Below are 16,527 nucleotides of genomic sequence, written 5' to 3' on the forward strand. Positions count from 1 at the left end.
ATCTATATATCCCTCTATAATATCCATTATAAACTCCTTTATTTAACTAGGAACTTAATAATACCAATACTTGCAGTATTTAATATTAATTGCAACCCCAATGATAGTGCTATTATAATTATAATATTTAGTATATACCTCTTAATTAAAAATTGCATATTTTTTCTGTTGTTCTTTTTAAATTCATAAACCATCTCTTTGAAATAGCTTATACTAATTAATGTTAGTATGATTGCACATGGAATAATAATCAAATTTTTAAATAATATTATTAAAATCATTTTTACGCTTTTAAACTTTAATGCTAATATAAAACTATTTATTGTATATCCTATGGACATACCTTTTAATACAAAAACTACTATTACAGCTGGAATCGTTACTACAAATAGACTTAACAGAGCTATTGAGCCCATAAAAATTCCATCTGACTTCAAATTTTGTATAACTGTCTCTTTTATGTTTAGATTTAGATTATAATACTCTACAGCAGGATTTATATTGTTTAATATATTGTCACTAGAACCTGGCAAGATTTTATTTATGTAAGACCCAATAACAATAGACATCATAAACAATAATCCTATAATAATTATTTGTCTATTCAATTCTCTAAAATCATTTCTTCTATATGTTCTTCTCAATTTTATTCCCCCTTGTCCTTTATAAAATAATATGCTTTAGGACAAAGGGTTATTCATTTTTATAAATATTAATTTTTAAACATATCTTTTACTAATAATAATCCAATAGAAGTCTTTGCATCTTCAATCTCATTTTTTAATACCATATTATATGCCTCTTCAAGCTCAACTTCATATACATCTAAAAACTCATCTGCATCTAAATTATTCTCTCCTGGAGTAAGCCCTGTTGCTAAATATACAAACATTATCTCATTGGAAAAACCTGCTGAAGTGAAAAATTTATGTATTAATTTAATATTTTTTGCACTATACCCAGTTTCTTCTTTTAGTTCTCTCTCAGCACATTCTTTTGGACTTTCATTTTTTTCTAACTTACCAGCTGGAATTTCGAAAATTGGCTTTTCTATAGGCTTTCTAAATTGTTTAACTAGTACAATCTTGTTATCATCTGTAACTGCAACTATTCCTACTGCTCCACCAACTTCTACTAACTCCCTTTTTTGATATCCTTGCCCTGGAATTTCAACAGTATCGACCTTTAAAGTAATTACTTTACCTGTATAAACCCTATCACTACTAATAGTTTTTTCTTCTAATACCATCTTAAACCTCCATTAAGTAATATGCTGCTGTGCTTGCAGCTTTAAAAAATGCCTCATCTTGTTCGTAATTTCTTCCCATACTTTTTACTTTTAGATTAAAATATTCTAAGTCCTCTTTTGTTTTATTATTATCTATATAAATTATATTATGCTTTTTATCTAAACCATTTGAGCTTACTTGTTCTTTTATAAACTTTAATTTTTCATCATCATATATAGTTATTGGTATATCTATATTTACATTTACAATCTCTTTAAATACGGTCATACTATGATGTGAAATACCTTGATGTCTTTCTCTTTTATCCGCAAAACTAATTCTTGGAATTGCTATTGCTCTTCCACCAAGTTTTTTTACAGCATCGAGAATTGGACCTTGTTCAATTCCTGTAAATCCATATTTTGTTCCTGTTCCAGCAATTCCTGGTCCCATACTTACAAATACTGCATCTGCCTTTAATATTTCTTTAGCTGTAATTAGTGCAGTATATATATTTATACATTCATAATCTCCACCAAATGCATTACCTATCGTTATAGTATTGTCTATTAATTTTTTTTCTTTTAAAGTGTCCACGTTTTTACTTAAATATATTGGAAGAGATGCCCCATCAGTCATTATATATACTAATTTTTTATTGGGATTACTTCTTTTAAATGAAGTTGCAAATGGAGTCAACATACTGTGAAGAGTTCCTACTACAACAGAAAGACCTTCTAATCCTTTAAACTTTCCAAATTCATCATGATAAATACTTTCTTGTTCTTCAATAGAATCAACTTTTATTTGGAGAGGTGTATATCTAAGTTTCATTATATGACCACCTTCAGTTAAAGTAGATTCTAAATTATTTAAATTAGTTATTACAAAATGATATCCACCTGTACCTAAACTCAGTTCTACTGCTGTTGTATTTAAAACTACTTCATCTCCTACATTTATAGTTCCAGATAGCTTTGGATAATTGTATGCCCTTTGCACTTCCCCATTTATATTCACTCTTATATCATCAAGCGTTTCAGTTTGGCTTACTATTGATTCAACAATCCCCACTCTTTTACTTATCATAATGTTACCTTCCTAATTTATCTATAAAATTTAATAATTTATTTTTTTCTATTATCTTAGTTAATGAGTATTTCTCAGTGAATATATGCATAATAACTACAAATATTAACCATCCCAATCTAACATTAAATGAATATCCAAAAGCAATCATAATTCCAATAGATATTCCAAGAACATTTGAACCAGTATCTCCCATCATTGCTCTTGCTTTTAAATCATAATTAAAATACGCAAGCACATTTGGCACTATAAGTAATGGAAGCACTTGAACAAAACCTGTTAATGTCAAAAATATAATCACCATTATAAATAAATATACTTTTATTGCTCTTCCTGGTCTTAAATCCAAGAGATTCATTAAGTTGGTTGATAAAGCTATTATCAGTGTGTTTATTATTATGTCAATTATATCTTTTGATATAGCAACAGAAACTATAAGTCCTACAAATCCGCCAAATAATGCTTTAAAACCTCCTGTTGTAAGACTTCCTTTAAATAAACTTTTAAAATGTCCTTTTAATCCACTTACATCCCTATTTCCAATAATATCATCTAATATCCCTGCAAAGAACATCGATATCATACCAAACATAAACATAAATATATATGTTAAATCCCTATATTCTGTAGTAAAGAAAGTAAGTATTATCCCATTAATTACAACCATAGGCAAAAAAACAATTCCCATACTTACTGGTATCATATCTTTTTTATAGTTTGGTCTAAGTATATTTCCATTTATTAATAGATTTTTAAATAGTGGTATTACAGCATAGGTTCCAAATAATCCTGTTAATAATAAAATGGTATAAAGTATATAATCTTCCACTAAGATATTACCTCCATTCTTTCTTTTTTTGTCCTAAAACCTTTTTTATATGATAATACTGTTTTCCTCTATGAATAAACCCTTTTAAATTTCTTCCTGTTTCATTATGAGTCATATTTACTAATACTTCTTTAATTTTAAATCCATACTTTAAGATATCAATAGTCATACCAACTTCTACTCCATATCCAAAAGGTATTTCATCAAACTTTTCTAAAACTTCTCTTTTAAATATTCTTTGACCTGATAAAGTCGCATCTAACTCAACACCTGTCATCTCAAACACAGAATTTTTAGCTAAACCTTTTACAAATCCCAGACCGCCTTTTTTCTTTGCAGGAGGAAACTTAGCTATAGTAACATCAGCATCACCATTTAATATAGGTACTATTAATTTTTCAACTTCTTTAGCAGAACTTCCTAAATCTCCATCTAGAAATCCTATAATATCTGCATTTTTCATTGCTAACTTAATACCATAATTTAAAGCATATCCTTTGCCTCTATTTTTATCTAACTTAAAAAATTTAATCTTTTCATTCTCTAATTCAGATACAACTTTAGCAGTATTATCAATTGAACCATCATCAACAACTATTATCTCGTTTATTTGTTTAATATCCACTATACTATCTAATGTATATTTTATTCTACTTTCTTCGTTATAAGCTGGTATTATTATACTTATATAAGAATCCATTTTTTCTCTCCTTAAAATTATTTCTATTTAATAGATGGCAACAATGAAGTTGCAGTATCTAATCTACCAAAGTTACCAACTATGTTTCCTTGTTGTAAAAGAATAGCTAGAGATATACTTCCTATTCCTTCATCAATATTATCTACAGTTGCAACCTTGTTTTTAGAATATAGTTCTACATAAGAAGTTTTAACTCCTGTATTTTGAACTTCTACTAAATATTTATTTTCTGATTTAAGTTTTGAAACTACAAATTTTTCTATTTTTTCAAACTGTTTTGCACTATCTTTTGCATCATTTCCACCAGCTATTACAACAGAGTCATATTTTAGATATGTATTACCAAGAGAGTTAAACTTTATTACATCTAGTTCTTGAAGATATGTCAGAATATCACTTGCATCTTCTTTTTTAAGGGTATCCATTATATAATTGACAGCATCGCTTGCATTTTTTATATCTGCACCTAATTTAGTTGAGATTTCTTTTAACTTTTCTGGATTTGTTATATTTTCTTTTAATACTATATTGAAGGCAATATTTCCATTAGATTTATTTATTATGTCTTCTATATTTTTTGTATAATCATCATTTTCATTAGCTGATATTATTCCTATGCTTTTACCATTTAATGAACCAGCTAAAATCTTATCTACATTTTTATTTATAAAATTAACTGCTTCTTCATAATCCTTATTTACATTTGCTAAGTCACCATCAAGTTTATCATTTTTCTCTTTTAAAATATTAAACTTGTCATCTAAATCATTTATTATATTTGCTTGTTGTTCACTTAATTGTTGATTATTATTTAAATTAAATCCTACTAACATGCCTATACCCAAAGCTATAAATATAGCACCTATAGTGACTATATAATATTTCATATTAATATGCATATTTATCCTCCTAAAATTTACATCTGTAATAATACTCTAAATTTTAATTGCATTAGTTGTATAAATTGTTGAACACCTGGTGATAGTGATGCGACTACCAATACAGGGAACAAAGCTGTTGCTATTAATGCCCATATGTACTTTATTTTTAATTTACTTCTGTATAACAGATTGACACCTTTAGCGTCTATAAGTCTTGAACCTATTTTAAGCCTAACTAGAAAAGTACTTGCCATACCTTTTCTACCTTTTTCTAGGAAATCAATCATATTTGAATGTGTTCCAACTGCTACTATTAACTCAGCCTTATACTCATAAGCAATAAGCATAGCTATATCTTCACTAGTTCCTGGTGCAGGAAATACAATTGCATCTAGGCCTAATTCCTGAACCCTCTTAAGACCTGGAGCCCTTCCATCTGTATAAGCATGTACTACTATTTCGCTAGCCTTTTTTAAAGCTTCATCACTTACACTATCCATATCTCCTACAATTACATCTGGAGTATATCCAAACTCAATTAAAGCATCTGCTCCACCATCAACACCAACCAAGACTGGCTTTACCTCTTCTATATAAGAAAGCATTGTACTCAAATCTTCTTTATAGTCCTGACCTCTCACAACTATCAATACATGTTTATTAGCGTAATTAGTTTTCACTTTTGGAATTTCTACTTCTCCAAGTATAAATCCTTTTTCTTTTTTAGCATAATCTATAGTATTATCTATAAATCTATCCAATTCTACAGCTAAATTCTCATAAGCAGCCTTTATTTGGTGTGAAACTTCATACTTGTCTAAAACTTCGCCTGCACCTAAAAATTTTCCTTCTCTATATATCTTTCCATCTACAACTTCTATAGTTTCTCCTTCTTTTAATTCTTCAAATAATTCTTCTCCAATATTATCAATTATTAGTATATTATTTTCAGTTAATATCCCTGGACCTTTATTGGGATACCTACCACTTATAGAAGGAGCCGCATTTATGACAAGTTTTATTTTAGCTTCTACTAAAGAGTTTGCAGCAACTTCATCTATATCGATATGATTTATAACTGCTATTTCCCCACTTTCAACTCTTTTAGCAAGTTTTTTGGTTTTTCGATCTACTTTTATAGGGGCCTCGACTCTCATTTTTAAACCTCCACTATCATTATTAAAATCACATTATATTATAGCATTACTTAACAATAAAATAAATGTTTTAAGTTTGTTTTGCATCTTTGGCATTTATAATACTATATTCTATTATTTTTTTATTTAACACATTCAACAATATTCTTTAAAATATAAAGTTTATTATATTTTATTCAACATTCATTCTTAAAAAATAAACTCCTTCCATTTTGTAACTTATAAAGACATATACTATAAGTATAGTATAAATAAATTTATTATATTAATATATTGAACGAATAGTAAAGAAAAAATAAAGAAAAAATTTTATACTTATTAAAATAGCGAAACAGTATAACCCTACTGGTTATACCATTTCGCTACTTGTAATACATATTTATCGCCAATGCCTTAATTAAAAAGCCCTACTTTTTGTGTCTATTTATTTAACCATACTATGCTCTAGTCTTAATTTATCAGCAATCATTGCTATAAATTCCGAGTTAGTTGGTTTTCCTTTAGTATTGTGTACTGTATATCCAAATAGTTGATTTATTGTGTCAACTTTTCCTCTACTCCACGCAACCTCTATCGCATGTCTTATCGCTCTCTCAACTCTACTTGGTGTTGTATTGAATTTTTTAGCTATACTTGGATATAACTCTTTTGTTACTGCACCTAAAAGCTCAACATTATCAATAACCATTTTTATTGCTTCTCTTAAATATAAATATCCTTTTATATGAGCTGGTACTCCTATTTCATGTATTATATTTGTGATTTCTGTTTCTATATTCCCTACATTCTTAACGAAATCACTTCTAGTCATTTGAGTTTCTTGAACTGGTCTAGGCTTTGGCTCAACTTGAGCAACTCTATTAGAAACCAATTCTCTAATTCTGTTTATAAACACAACAAAATCAAACGGCTTTACTATGTAGTAATCTGCTCCTAGATTTATTGCGCTTTGAGTTATCTTATCTTGACCTACTGCTGATAGTACTATTATTTTTGGCATTTTAGGTATATCCATTGTATTCAATTTTTCAATTACACCTAATCCATCTAGATGTGGCATTATTACGTCTAATATTAATAAGTCCGGTTGTGTCTTTTTTACTAAGTCTAATGCTTCAATTCCATCCTTAGCTATGCCTAATATATCGATATCATCCTCATTAGACAAATACTCTTTTAATACCTGACAAAAATCCTTATTGTCATCTGCTAAAACTATTTTGATTTTTTCCACTAAAAATCCCCCCATTAAAAAACATCTTCTTATTACAGAAAACTAAACTTTTTACACAATTGCTCTTAATTATCTACTCTAATGCATATTCGACACTTCAAAATTATATTCCTTCTAGATAATTGATAAAATAATAAAATTTTTTAATGCCTCACCTACAATTTTATCATTTCATCTATAAAAATACCATATCCTTTTTTCGGATTATCTCTAAAAACATGAGTTATTGCACCAATAATTTTATTATTTTGTATTATTGGAGCTCCACTCATCCCCTGCACAATACCTCCTGTGTATTCCAATAACTTATCATCTACTACTTTTATTACCATATCTCTATAATTTCCTTTATCATATACTATACTTTCTATTTTTATATCATAGCTTGTTATATTTTTATTTTTATCTTCAAAAAGAATGACTGCATCTCCTATTTTTACATCTTGTGGGCGGCCAACTTCTATCAATTGCATTTCTTTATTCGCTAAATTAAATTCTTTATTCTGTTTCTCTGTGATATTACCACTTATACCTAACTCTGAGTTATTCGAGAAATTACCCATTAAATTGCTATCATTAAAGTCGCCTTTTATTTTACCTATTTTTTCATTACTAGCCTTTACTATTTTTAGCTTTTCTGGCTTATATATATATCCTTGTTTTATTTTTAATAGTTCATTAGTATCCGAATCTTTTATGGCATGACCAATTGCTTTGAACTTTTCCATGCTAGGGTCATAAAAAGTCATAGTTCCAATTCCAGATATCTTATCTCTTACCCAAAGACCAAGCTTATATTTACCATTCTCTTTTTTAGTTTCTATTACTTCTGTCTTGTATTTATTTTTTCTCTCAAAAGTAACTTCAACTTTACTTTTCTTAGCTTTATTTAGAATTTCTGATACATCTTGACCATTTTTTATCCTTTTATTATCTATTTTTACTATATTGTCGCCAATTTGTATACCTCCAATATAATCTACATCTTCTTCCTCATATCCTAAGACCAATACACCATCTGTATTGGCTTTTACTCCAACTATGTTGCCAAGTGGATATACAAATTTTTTATCATGATTCTTAATTGTAAAAGCTTCTATTGGAGTCTCTTTATTTATATTACAATTCTTATTTTGAAAGATTATAACCATCATAAAAATCGATACAGCTCCTAATATTATCCAAATATTTTTTAAATTTTTATTTGATTTGTTCATATGTTCATCTACTCCTATGCTGTATTATTATGTATTTATAATTCCTTTTTCCAGAAAATTTATTCATTTAAAAACCTTATTAAACATCTTACTAAGTGATTTTTAATATATAATATGATAGTATTATATTGTAAGAAAAAGTTTGAAGGGCGGTAATATCTTGAAATTAAATGTAAGAATTGCAGACGTAAATAATTGGCGTGATTTAGTTGATTTGTCTGTAGATAAAAGTCAATTAGATTATATAGAAAGTAATGCACTTTCTATTGCTGAATCTAAATTTATAACGGCTTGGATACCTGTAGGAATATATGATGAAAATTCATTAATAGGATTCGCTATGTATGGTCGCTTAGAAGATGATAGAGTTTGGCTTGATAGATTTATGATTGATTCAAAATATCAAGGCAAAGGATATGGAAAAGCATCCTTAGATTTTCTTATAAACCTTCTTAAAAAAGAATATAATTGTGATGAATTGTATCTTAGTATATTTGATAACAACAAAACAGCTATCAAGCTTTATAAAGATTTTGGATTTGAGTTTAATGGAGAACTTGACTATGGCGGTGAAAAAGTAATGGTATTAAAATCTAATTGATATTAACAAAATATACATCTATCAAGGAGGTGAAATCATTATATAAACATATTTATATAATGATGGATAAAATGGCTCAAAATATAAGTTTAAAATTTGTTGAAGAAGAAGACTTAGAAAATCTTGAAAATGTAAAAATTTTATTTACTGAATATTCAAATTCTCTAGATATAGACTTATGTTTTCAAGACTTTAATAACGAATTAAAAACACTTCCAGGAAAATATATAAAACCTTCAGGTTCATTGATATTAGTATTTGTCGATGAAAATTTAGCAGGTTGTGTTGCTTTAAAAAAGCTTGAAGACAAAGTATGTGAATTAAAAAGATTATTTGTAAGAAATCAATTTAGAGGACTAAAGATAGGAAAAATACTATTAGAAGAAATTGTTAAAGAAGCTAAAGAAATTGGATATGTCTATATGAGATTAGACACTCTTCCAAGCATGAAAAGTGCTCAAGGACTATATGAAAAACTTGGTTTCTATGATATAGAACCGTATACTTATAATCCCATTGAAGGCGCTAGATATATGGAATTAAAATTATAAATTTATCTAATAGAGTATAAATAAAACTACTGCAATTTTATTTATACTCTATTTTATTGACCAAATTTATTTGTATATGTATTTATTTTTCCAAATCTTGTAAACTCATAGTTATATCTTCAGTTATATCCTTTATGTACTCTACTCCATTATTGTATGTAAGTTTGGCTTTAATATAGACTATACTACCAATATCCCTTTTAGGGAAAGTTGCTTCATAATTTACTTGACTTTCATTTGGACTATTATCTTTATCAGCATCTGATATTTTAACAGATTTTGCTTTATACACAGTATCTTTTTTCCCTTCATTTACAATAATATCTACTTTCTTCAATTTGATACTATTATAGACTTTATTTTTTGACTTTTCACTTTCATGATTTAAGAGATTACTATTTTCTATTATTTCAATAAAATATTCTTTATTGTCCCTTATTCCAGAATTAAATACAGGTTGTTCAGGCATATAATCAGATGTAGTTAGCTTTTGTACATCTGAGCTTTCAGATATGGTCCCATTTGTAACTACTTTATAGTCATATTCATTACCTGTCTTTATTTTCATCTCACAAGTATACGATAATTCTCCGTGTTTTGTCATTTCAATCTCATTCCATTTATCATTATCTTCTTTATACATAAAAAATACCTTGCCATTTTTACCCAACTTACTCAATTGAATATCTACCTCAATAGTACATTCTTCTTTTTCAAGCTTTTTAACTTTTAAATCAATACTTTTAGTTATATAGCTTTTTGACATTTCTTCATTTATCGTATTACTAATATCTGACTTGGTATTCATAATTTCTTGTGACAAATACTCTAATTTATTATTATAGTTTTCTATGTTTTTGTTAATTTCATTCATTGTCAATATCATATACCATAATAAAATAAAAATTACAATTGTAAAAATTAAGTGCATAGTATTTTTTTTATTCAATTTATGCCCCCCTCACTAATACCTTATACATAATATTATACTTAAGCATCTAAAAATTTCAAAGTTACAAATTGATATAACTTTTAAATTTTATATTTTTAATATATTCACTAAATAATTTAATCATAAAAAATAGATGTAAAGTATTCAGATAGAAAATTCTTTACACCTATTTAGAACAACCTTTCTTCACTAGCATTTTTTAGCCATTTCAATGATTTCACTTGCATGTTCGATAGTTTTCTCTGTTATATTATTACCTGCTATAAGCCTAGCAATTTCATTTTTTCTTTGAGATTGATTTAATTTACTAACATTAGTAAATGTCCTATTATTTGAAGTATCTTTCTCTATACAATAATGAGTGTCAGCATTTGCCGCAATTTGAGGTAAGTGTGTTATACATATTATTTGTTTTTTCTTTGCTATATCACTCAATTTCTCACCAACAATTTGTGCTGCTATACCACTTATACCTGTATCTATTTCATCAAACACTAATGTATCAATATCATCTATATCAGCCAAGATTGTCTTAAATGCCAACATAAACCTAGACATCTCACCACCTGATGCAACTTTATATATAGGTTTAATATCTTCTCCTAAGTTAAAAGATATCATAAATTCAATATCATCTATTCCATTTAAAGTAAATGGGCCTTCTTCAAAATTAACTTTGAACATTACATTTTTCATGTTTAAGCTTTTTAATTCATCAAGAAGTATTTTCTCTAAAGTAGTTGCTACTTCTGTTCTTGCTTTAGTCAATTTATTAGCTTTTATTTTTAAATCTTCTTCTATATTCATAAGTTGACTTTTTAACTGTTCAACTCTTTCATCTCTATTTAGTATCTCGTCTAATCTATCTTTTATCTTTTCATAATACTCAAATATATCGTCTATACTATCTCCATATTTTCTTCTTAAATTGTTAATCTCATCAATTCTAAGTTCAATCTGCTCTAATTCATAAGGCTCAAAGTCTATATTATCTTTGTAATTTCTTATATCACTAGATATATCTTGTAACTCATACATAATTCTTTCTACAGTATCACTATATTCACTCAAAACACTATCATATTTTGATATGTCATTAAGTTCTTTAGATGCAAGACCTATTAGGTCAATAACATTATACTCACCATTATGTAACTTGCTATAACTTAAATTCAAGTTATTATATATCTTTTCACTATTTCTATAAACTTCTCTTTGTTTTAATAAATCTTCATATTCATTCTTATTTAAATTTGCTACCTCAATTTCATTTATTTGAAATTTTAACAAATCTATTTCTCTTTGAATTTGCATCTCATCCTTATTTTCTGTTAAACAATTTAAAGCCTTTTTTACTTCACTATACTTGTTGTACACTTTTTTATAGGCAACTTTGAATTTTTCTAATTCATTCTCTCCAAAAAGGTCTAGAAATTTCAAATGAGTGTCTTTATTAAATAAAGCCTGATTTTGATGTTGACCATGTATATCTATAAGTGTTGATGCGATTTCTCTAAGAAGAGATACTTTAACAGTTCTTCCATTTATTCTAGCAGTGCTCTTTCCATCTGAATATATCAATCTAGTTATGACTAACAAATTATCATCTTCTATACTTATATCATTTTCGTCTAGTATTTTTTTTAGATATATATTATCTGATAAAAATACGGCTTCAACAAGTCCCTTGTCTGTTCCTTTTCTTAGAAAAGACCTATCATATTTATCACCTAGACAAAGTCCAAGCGCATCTATTATTATAGATTTTCCTGAACCAGTTTCACCTGTAAGTATATTTAAATTTTTATCAATACTCAACCTTAGCTCTTCAACTAAAGCACAATTTTTCATATATAATTCGAGGATCAAGTCTAAGCCCCCTTTTAGCCTATTTGTCTAAATTATGTGAAGCCTCAACGACTTCCACTATTTTATTATCGTATGTGTTACTATCAAACTCATAACCTTCATTTCCATTTCTCAGATGAATTAGATACTCTATATTTCCTTCTGGCCCTTTAATTGGAGAAAAGTCTAATCCTAAAATTTCAAATCCATTTCCAACAGAAAAGTCAGAAATCATTTTTATGACTTCTATATGTGTCGATTTTTCTCTAACTACACCTTTTTTACCTACTTTTTCTCTTCCTGCCTCAAATTGTGGTTTAATTAAAGCGACAATTTCTCCGTCATGACGTACTAACTCCTTAGCTTTTGGAAGTACTAGTTTTAATGATATAAAAGACACATCAATTGATGCGAAATCTGCAAACTGCTTTGTATCTTCTATTGTCACATTTCTTATATTTGTTCTCTCCATACACACAACTCTATCATCTTGTCTTAATTTCCAAGCAAGTTGCCCATAACCAACATCTATAGAAAATACTTTTATTGCTCCATTTTTTAACATACAATCTGTAAAACCACCTGTAGATGCACCTATATCCATACATACTTTTCCATCAATAGTTAAATCAAAGTTTTTCATAGCTTTTTCAAGCTTTAAACCACCTCTACTAACGTATGGTATTGGATTTCCTTTTACTTCTATATTACAGTCCTCTTTTACTTCTGTACCAGCCTTATCACATCTTTGATTATCAACAAAAACTAGACCAGCCATTATTGCTTTTTTAGCTCTTTCTCTACTTTCAAAATGACCTTGTTCTACTAACAATAAATCTATTCTCTTTTTCATAAAATTACCTTTCTGTTAAAAGCTACTTTAATAATAACTAAAGTAGCTTAAAGTAACACACCTGATATTTATTTAATTGATAAATTTTATATTTTATATCAGTCTTAATTTATAATATTTTCATTAATTTTTTATTTAATAACTAACTTTTTTATTTTATCAGCAATACCTTTTGGTGATAGTCCTACAAAATCATATAATTCATCTGCATTACCATGCTTTATAAATTCTTCTGGTATTGCTATATTGAGTATATTTACCTTATACTCATTATCTATAATAAACTTGTTTATTCTACTTCCAAACCCTCCAGTTACAATGTTATCTTCTATTGTAACTACATTTTTGTGATTCTTTAATAAAATATTCAACATATCTTCATCCATTGGCTTTAAGAATCTAGCATTAACTATTGTTGGATTTATTCCTTCCTTCAACAATAGTTCTTTAGCTTCTAAAGCATGTTTCACCATACTTCCAATAGAAAGTATAACTGTATCTTGTCCATCATCTAATACTTCATACTTTCCTAATACAAGTTCTTTATATTCTCCCTTGTCCAAGTAATAGCTATTTCCTCTTGGATATCTAATTGCTGATGGATAGTCTAGCTTTAATGATAAATCCATCATAAGTTCCATCTCTCTTGTATCTTTTGGTGCCATTACTACAATATTTGGAATAGAATTCAAGTAACTTAAATCAAACATACCATGATGAGTTTCTCCATCATTTCCAACTAGTCCAGCTCTATCTATAAGAAAAGTAACTGGCTTTTTAGTTATACATACATCATGAATAATTTGGTCGTATGCTCTTTGCAAAAACGATGAATATACAGCAAAATAAGGTTTCATCCCACTTTTTGCAAGACCTGCTGCAAACCCTGTTGCGTGTTGTTCAGCTATACCAACATCATAATATCTTTTTGGGTATGCTCTTTCAAATAAATTTAACCCAGTACCAGATGGCATTGCAGCCGTTATTGCTACTATATCTTCATTATTACTAGCCATATCAACCAGTTTTTCTCCAACACTAACTGACATAGACTTAACTTTTGAAGATGTTACTCCTGTCTTTATATCAAACTTTGATACTCCATGATATTTATCAGGTTGCTCTTCTGCAAATCTGTACCCTTTTCCTTTTTTCGTAATTACATGTAAAAGTACAGGCCCTTTTTTATGTTTAGCCTTTCTCAATGTATCTATTAATTCTTTAGTATTATGACCATCTATAGGACCATAATATTTTATACCTAATGAATCAAAAAATGAACAATCTTGAGGCGAAAAGCTATACATTAACTTATCTTTAAATCTATGTGCAGTCTTAGATAAAATCTCACCTGTTTGTGTAACATTTAAAATTTTATCAACTTCATCTGTCATTTTTTCAACTGTTGAGTTTCTTATAATACTTGACAGATATTTAGACATTCCACCAACATTTTTATCTATGGACATTTCATTATCATTAAGAATTACTATCATATTGGTATTGATATATCCTAATTGATTTAAAGCTTCAAGTGCCATACCTCCAGTTATAGAACCATCTCCAATTACAGATATAACACTGTAGTTTTCTTTTTTTATGTCTCTAGCACAGGCAATACCTGTAGCTACAGAAATAGATGTACTACTATGTCCTGTGTCAAAAATATCATGAGGACTTTCACTCTCCTTTGGAAAACCACTTAGTCCATTAAATTGTCTTAAAGATACAAAATAATCTTTTCTTCCAGTAACTATTTTATGAACATAAGATTGATGTCCTACATCCCATACGACTTTATCTTTAGGACTGTTAAACACTTTATGAAGTGCTAATGTTAGCTCAACTACTCCTAAATTAGAAGCTAAGTGCCCGCCTGTCTTAGAAACAGATTTTACTAAAAATTTTCTTATATCTTTTGCAAGTAAATCCATTTCTTCTATGCTCATATTTTTTATATCCTTTGGAGAATTTACTTTATCTAAATATTTATACATATTATCCTCACCTTTATTTTGTAAATTTTAAATTTACATCAATATTAAAGCTGTTACTATCCCAAGTAAAGCTCCAAACCAAACTTCTAGTGGTGTGTGACCTATTAATTCTTTTAATTTCTTCTGCTCTATATGCTTTCCATGCTGTATATCCGCTACTATTTGATTTAATATGATAGCTTGCTTACCTACAGCCCGTCTAACACCTGCTGCGTCATACATTATAATCAGGGCAAGCACAGTAATTATAGCAAAATCAGTAGAATTAAACCCTTTTTCAATACCTACCACTGTAGCTAAACTTGTAACAAAAGAACTATGGGAACTAGGCATACCTCCTGAAATAAGTATTCTTGATAACTCAATTCTTTTTTCCTTGCCAGTAAATATTTTTATAAATTGTGCTAAGAAACAAGCAATCAGACTTATTCCCAAAGCCCCATTGTTAAAAATCTCCGAAAAAAAGTCCATTTTTCCCTCCTCGATTTTAGCTGTATATTTTAGTATTCCCTATCTATTATATATTCAGCCAATCCCTTTAAAAAATCTACATCGTCAGATAATTTTTCTATACTTTTCTTTGCTTCATCAATCAAATTATATGCAATTTCTTTAGATTTATCTAAACCTAAAAGTGATGGGTATGTTGACTTGTGATTTTCTATATCACTTCCAACTTTCTTACCTAATTTAGCTTCATCTCCCACTATATCTAGTATATCATCTACTATCTGGAATGATAATCCGATATTTTTTGCATATTTAGTTATTTCTTCCATCTGTTCTGAATTTGCTCCACCGATAGTAGCTCCTGCTCTCATACAACCCACCATCATTGCTGCAGTTTTATTCATATGTATATAATCTAATTTTTCTTTTTCAATTTGTTTATTTTCACTTTCTACATCTACTACCTGACCACCTATCATGCCATATATACCAGCACCTTTAGCAATTTCATTTATAGCTTTTAAATACTTTTCTGGATTTTCTTTATTGATTGAACCTGAAAGCATAACTTCAAAAGCATAATTCAATAAAGCATCGCCTGCCAAAATACCCATAGCTTCTCCATATACTTTATGATTTGTTGGTCTACCTCTTCTTAAGTCATCATTATCAAGAGCTGGTAAATCATCATGTATTAGTGAATATGTATGTATCATTTCAATGGCCATAGCAAAAGGAATAGCTTCTTCTTCATTACCTCCAACTACTTTACAAGCTTCTAATGTAAGTATTGGTCTTAATCTCTTGCCTCCAGCACTTAAACTGTAGTTCATAGCTTCAATAACTGTTTTTTGATACCCTTCTTCTTTAGGCATATATTCTTTAAGTACATTTTCTATAAAACTTGCTTTTTCTTTCAGACATTGTTTAAATTCCAAT

Annotated in this window: 17 protein-coding genes; 2 read left to right on the plus strand and 15 right to left on the minus strand. The window is 28.3% G+C overall.

The features are described 5' to 3' along the window. Nucleotides 1-38: 38 nt before the first annotated feature. The 9 genes from KGF38_RS05940 to KGF38_RS05980 form a co-directional block, all read right to left on the minus strand. Nucleotides 39-644: a stage II sporulation protein M gene (locus tag KGF38_RS05940; RefSeq protein ID WP_074178869.1), complete on the minus strand. Its 606-nt coding sequence runs from the start codon at nucleotides 642-644 to the stop codon at nucleotides 39-41. Nucleotides 645-712: 68 nt separating this feature from the next. Further along, nucleotides 713-1,249, minus strand: a complete 537-nt coding sequence (locus KGF38_RS05945) for an NUDIX hydrolase (protein WP_054269723.1) — start codon at nucleotides 1,247-1,249, stop codon at nucleotides 713-715. 1 nt (nucleotide 1,250) lies between these two features. Then, nucleotides 1,251-2,318: a DUF3866 family protein gene (locus tag KGF38_RS05950; protein ID WP_227832261.1), complete on the minus strand. Its 1,068-nt coding sequence runs from the start codon at nucleotides 2,316-2,318 to the stop codon at nucleotides 1,251-1,253. 4 nt (nucleotides 2,319-2,322) lie between these two features. Beyond that, nucleotides 2,323-3,147, minus strand: a complete 825-nt coding sequence (locus KGF38_RS05955; protein ID WP_054269721.1) for a hypothetical protein — start codon at nucleotides 3,145-3,147, stop codon at nucleotides 2,323-2,325. Between the two features lie 7 nt (nucleotides 3,148-3,154). Further along, nucleotides 3,155-3,847 (minus strand): glycosyltransferase family 2 protein, encoded by a 693-nt coding sequence (locus tag KGF38_RS05960; protein ID WP_054269720.1) that lies wholly within the window; start codon nucleotides 3,845-3,847, stop codon nucleotides 3,155-3,157. A gap of 23 nt (nucleotides 3,848-3,870) precedes the next feature. Next, the gene (locus tag KGF38_RS05965; RefSeq protein ID WP_054269719.1) at nucleotides 3,871-4,746 is read right to left on the minus strand and encodes a copper transporter; all 876 of its coding nucleotides are present in this window, start codon (nucleotides 4,744-4,746) and stop codon (nucleotides 3,871-3,873) included. A gap of 17 nt (nucleotides 4,747-4,763) precedes the next feature. Further along, nucleotides 4,764-5,885 carry a putative cytokinetic ring protein SteA gene (steA, locus tag KGF38_RS05970; protein WP_054269718.1) on the minus strand — a complete coding sequence of 374 codons (1,122 nt, stop codon included), beginning with the start codon at nucleotides 5,883-5,885 and terminating at the stop codon, nucleotides 4,764-4,766. Between the two features lie 424 nt (nucleotides 5,886-6,309). Continuing rightward, a complete protein-coding gene (gene spo0A / locus KGF38_RS05975; protein WP_021383996.1) occupies nucleotides 6,310-7,134 on the minus strand; it encodes a sporulation transcription factor Spo0A in 825 nt (274 codons plus the stop codon). A 140-nt stretch (nucleotides 7,135-7,274) separates the two neighbouring features. Continuing rightward, on the minus strand, nucleotides 7,275-8,336 hold the full coding sequence (locus KGF38_RS05980; protein ID WP_054269717.1) for a SpoIVB peptidase S55 domain-containing protein: 1,062 nt from the start codon (nucleotides 8,334-8,336) through the stop codon (nucleotides 7,275-7,277). A gap of 160 nt (nucleotides 8,337-8,496) precedes the next feature. Between KGF38_RS05980 and KGF38_RS05985 the strand changes: the two genes are divergently transcribed. Both KGF38_RS05985 and KGF38_RS05990 read left to right on the plus strand, forming a co-directional pair. Next, nucleotides 8,497-8,937 carry a GNAT family N-acetyltransferase gene (locus KGF38_RS05985; protein ID WP_054269716.1) on the plus strand — a complete coding sequence of 147 codons (441 nt, stop codon included), beginning with the start codon at nucleotides 8,497-8,499 and terminating at the stop codon, nucleotides 8,935-8,937. 59 nt (nucleotides 8,938-8,996) lie between these two features. Next, complete coding sequence (locus KGF38_RS05990; RefSeq protein WP_227832262.1) at nucleotides 8,997-9,488, plus strand: GNAT family N-acetyltransferase; 492 nt, start codon at nucleotides 8,997-8,999, stop codon at nucleotides 9,486-9,488. Between the two features lie 82 nt (nucleotides 9,489-9,570). On the opposite strand, the gene KGF38_RS05995 is transcribed toward KGF38_RS05990, so the two are convergent. From KGF38_RS05995 to KGF38_RS06020, 6 genes are all read right to left on the minus strand, one after another. Then, the gene (locus tag KGF38_RS05995) at nucleotides 9,571-10,437 is read right to left on the minus strand and encodes a hypothetical protein (protein ID WP_054269714.1); all 867 of its coding nucleotides are present in this window, start codon (nucleotides 10,435-10,437) and stop codon (nucleotides 9,571-9,573) included. Nucleotides 10,438-10,629: 192 nt separating this feature from the next. Then, nucleotides 10,630-12,309: a DNA repair protein RecN gene (gene recN, locus KGF38_RS06000; RefSeq protein ID WP_054276254.1), complete on the minus strand. Its 1,680-nt coding sequence runs from the start codon at nucleotides 12,307-12,309 to the stop codon at nucleotides 10,630-10,632. Nucleotides 12,310-12,328: 19 nt separating this feature from the next. Then, a complete protein-coding gene (locus tag KGF38_RS06005; RefSeq protein ID WP_054269712.1) occupies nucleotides 12,329-13,141 on the minus strand; it encodes a TlyA family RNA methyltransferase in 813 nt (270 codons plus the stop codon). Nucleotides 13,142-13,272: 131 nt separating this feature from the next. After that, the gene (dxs, locus tag KGF38_RS06010; RefSeq protein ID WP_227832263.1) at nucleotides 13,273-15,138 is read right to left on the minus strand and encodes a 1-deoxy-D-xylulose-5-phosphate synthase; all 1,866 of its coding nucleotides are present in this window, start codon (nucleotides 15,136-15,138) and stop codon (nucleotides 13,273-13,275) included. A gap of 33 nt (nucleotides 15,139-15,171) precedes the next feature. Continuing rightward, nucleotides 15,172-15,609 (minus strand): divergent PAP2 family protein, encoded by a 438-nt coding sequence (locus KGF38_RS06015; protein ID WP_021383959.1) that lies wholly within the window; start codon nucleotides 15,607-15,609, stop codon nucleotides 15,172-15,174. Nucleotides 15,610-15,638: 29 nt separating this feature from the next. Beyond that, on the minus strand, nucleotides 15,639-16,526 hold the full coding sequence (locus tag KGF38_RS06020) for a polyprenyl synthetase family protein (protein WP_054269710.1): 888 nt from the start codon (nucleotides 16,524-16,526) through the stop codon (nucleotides 15,639-15,641). Between the last annotated feature and the right edge of the window lies 1 nt (nucleotide 16,527).

The organism is Clostridioides sp. ZZV14-6387 (assembly GCF_020657835.1).
GTDB lineage: Bacteria > Bacillota > Clostridia > Peptostreptococcales > Peptostreptococcaceae > Clostridioides > Clostridioides difficile_A.

What these genes read in the sequence shown, in the direction of transcription:
- KGF38_RS05945 (WP_054269723.1), bottom strand. Translation starts at nt 1,249, where the DNA reads ATGGTATTAGAAGAAAAAACTATTAGTAGTGATAGGGTTTATACAGGT.
- KGF38_RS05950 (WP_227832261.1), bottom strand. Translation starts at nt 2,318, where the DNA reads ATGATAAGTAAAAGAGTGGGGATTGTTGAATCAATAGTAAGCCAAACT.
- KGF38_RS05960 (WP_054269720.1), bottom strand. Translation starts at nt 3,847, where the DNA reads ATGGATTCTTATATAAGTATAATAATACCAGCTTATAACGAAGAAAGT.
- KGF38_RS05965 (WP_054269719.1), bottom strand. Translation starts at nt 4,746, where the DNA reads ATGCATATTAATATGAAATATTATATAGTCACTATAGGTGCTATATTT.
- steA (WP_054269718.1), bottom strand. Translation starts at nt 5,885, where the DNA reads ATGAGAGTCGAGGCCCCTATAAAAGTAGATCGAAAAACCAAAAAACTT.
- spo0A (WP_021383996.1), bottom strand. Translation starts at nt 7,134, where the DNA reads ATGGGGGGATTTTTAGTGGAAAAAATCAAAATAGTTTTAGCAGATGAC.
- KGF38_RS05980 (WP_054269717.1), bottom strand. Translation starts at nt 8,336, where the DNA reads ATGAACAAATCAAATAAAAATTTAAAAAATATTTGGATAATATTAGGA.
- KGF38_RS05990 (WP_227832262.1), top strand. Translation starts at nt 8,997, where the DNA reads ATGATGGATAAAATGGCTCAAAATATAAGTTTAAAATTTGTTGAAGAA.
- KGF38_RS06005 (WP_054269712.1), bottom strand. Translation starts at nt 13,141, where the DNA reads ATGAAAAAGAGAATAGATTTATTGTTAGTAGAACAAGGTCATTTTGAA.
- dxs (WP_227832263.1), bottom strand. Translation starts at nt 15,138, where the DNA reads ATGTATAAATATTTAGATAAAGTAAATTCTCCAAAGGATATAAAAAAT.
- KGF38_RS06015 (WP_021383959.1), bottom strand. Translation starts at nt 15,609, where the DNA reads ATGGACTTTTTTTCGGAGATTTTTAACAATGGGGCTTTGGGAATAAGT.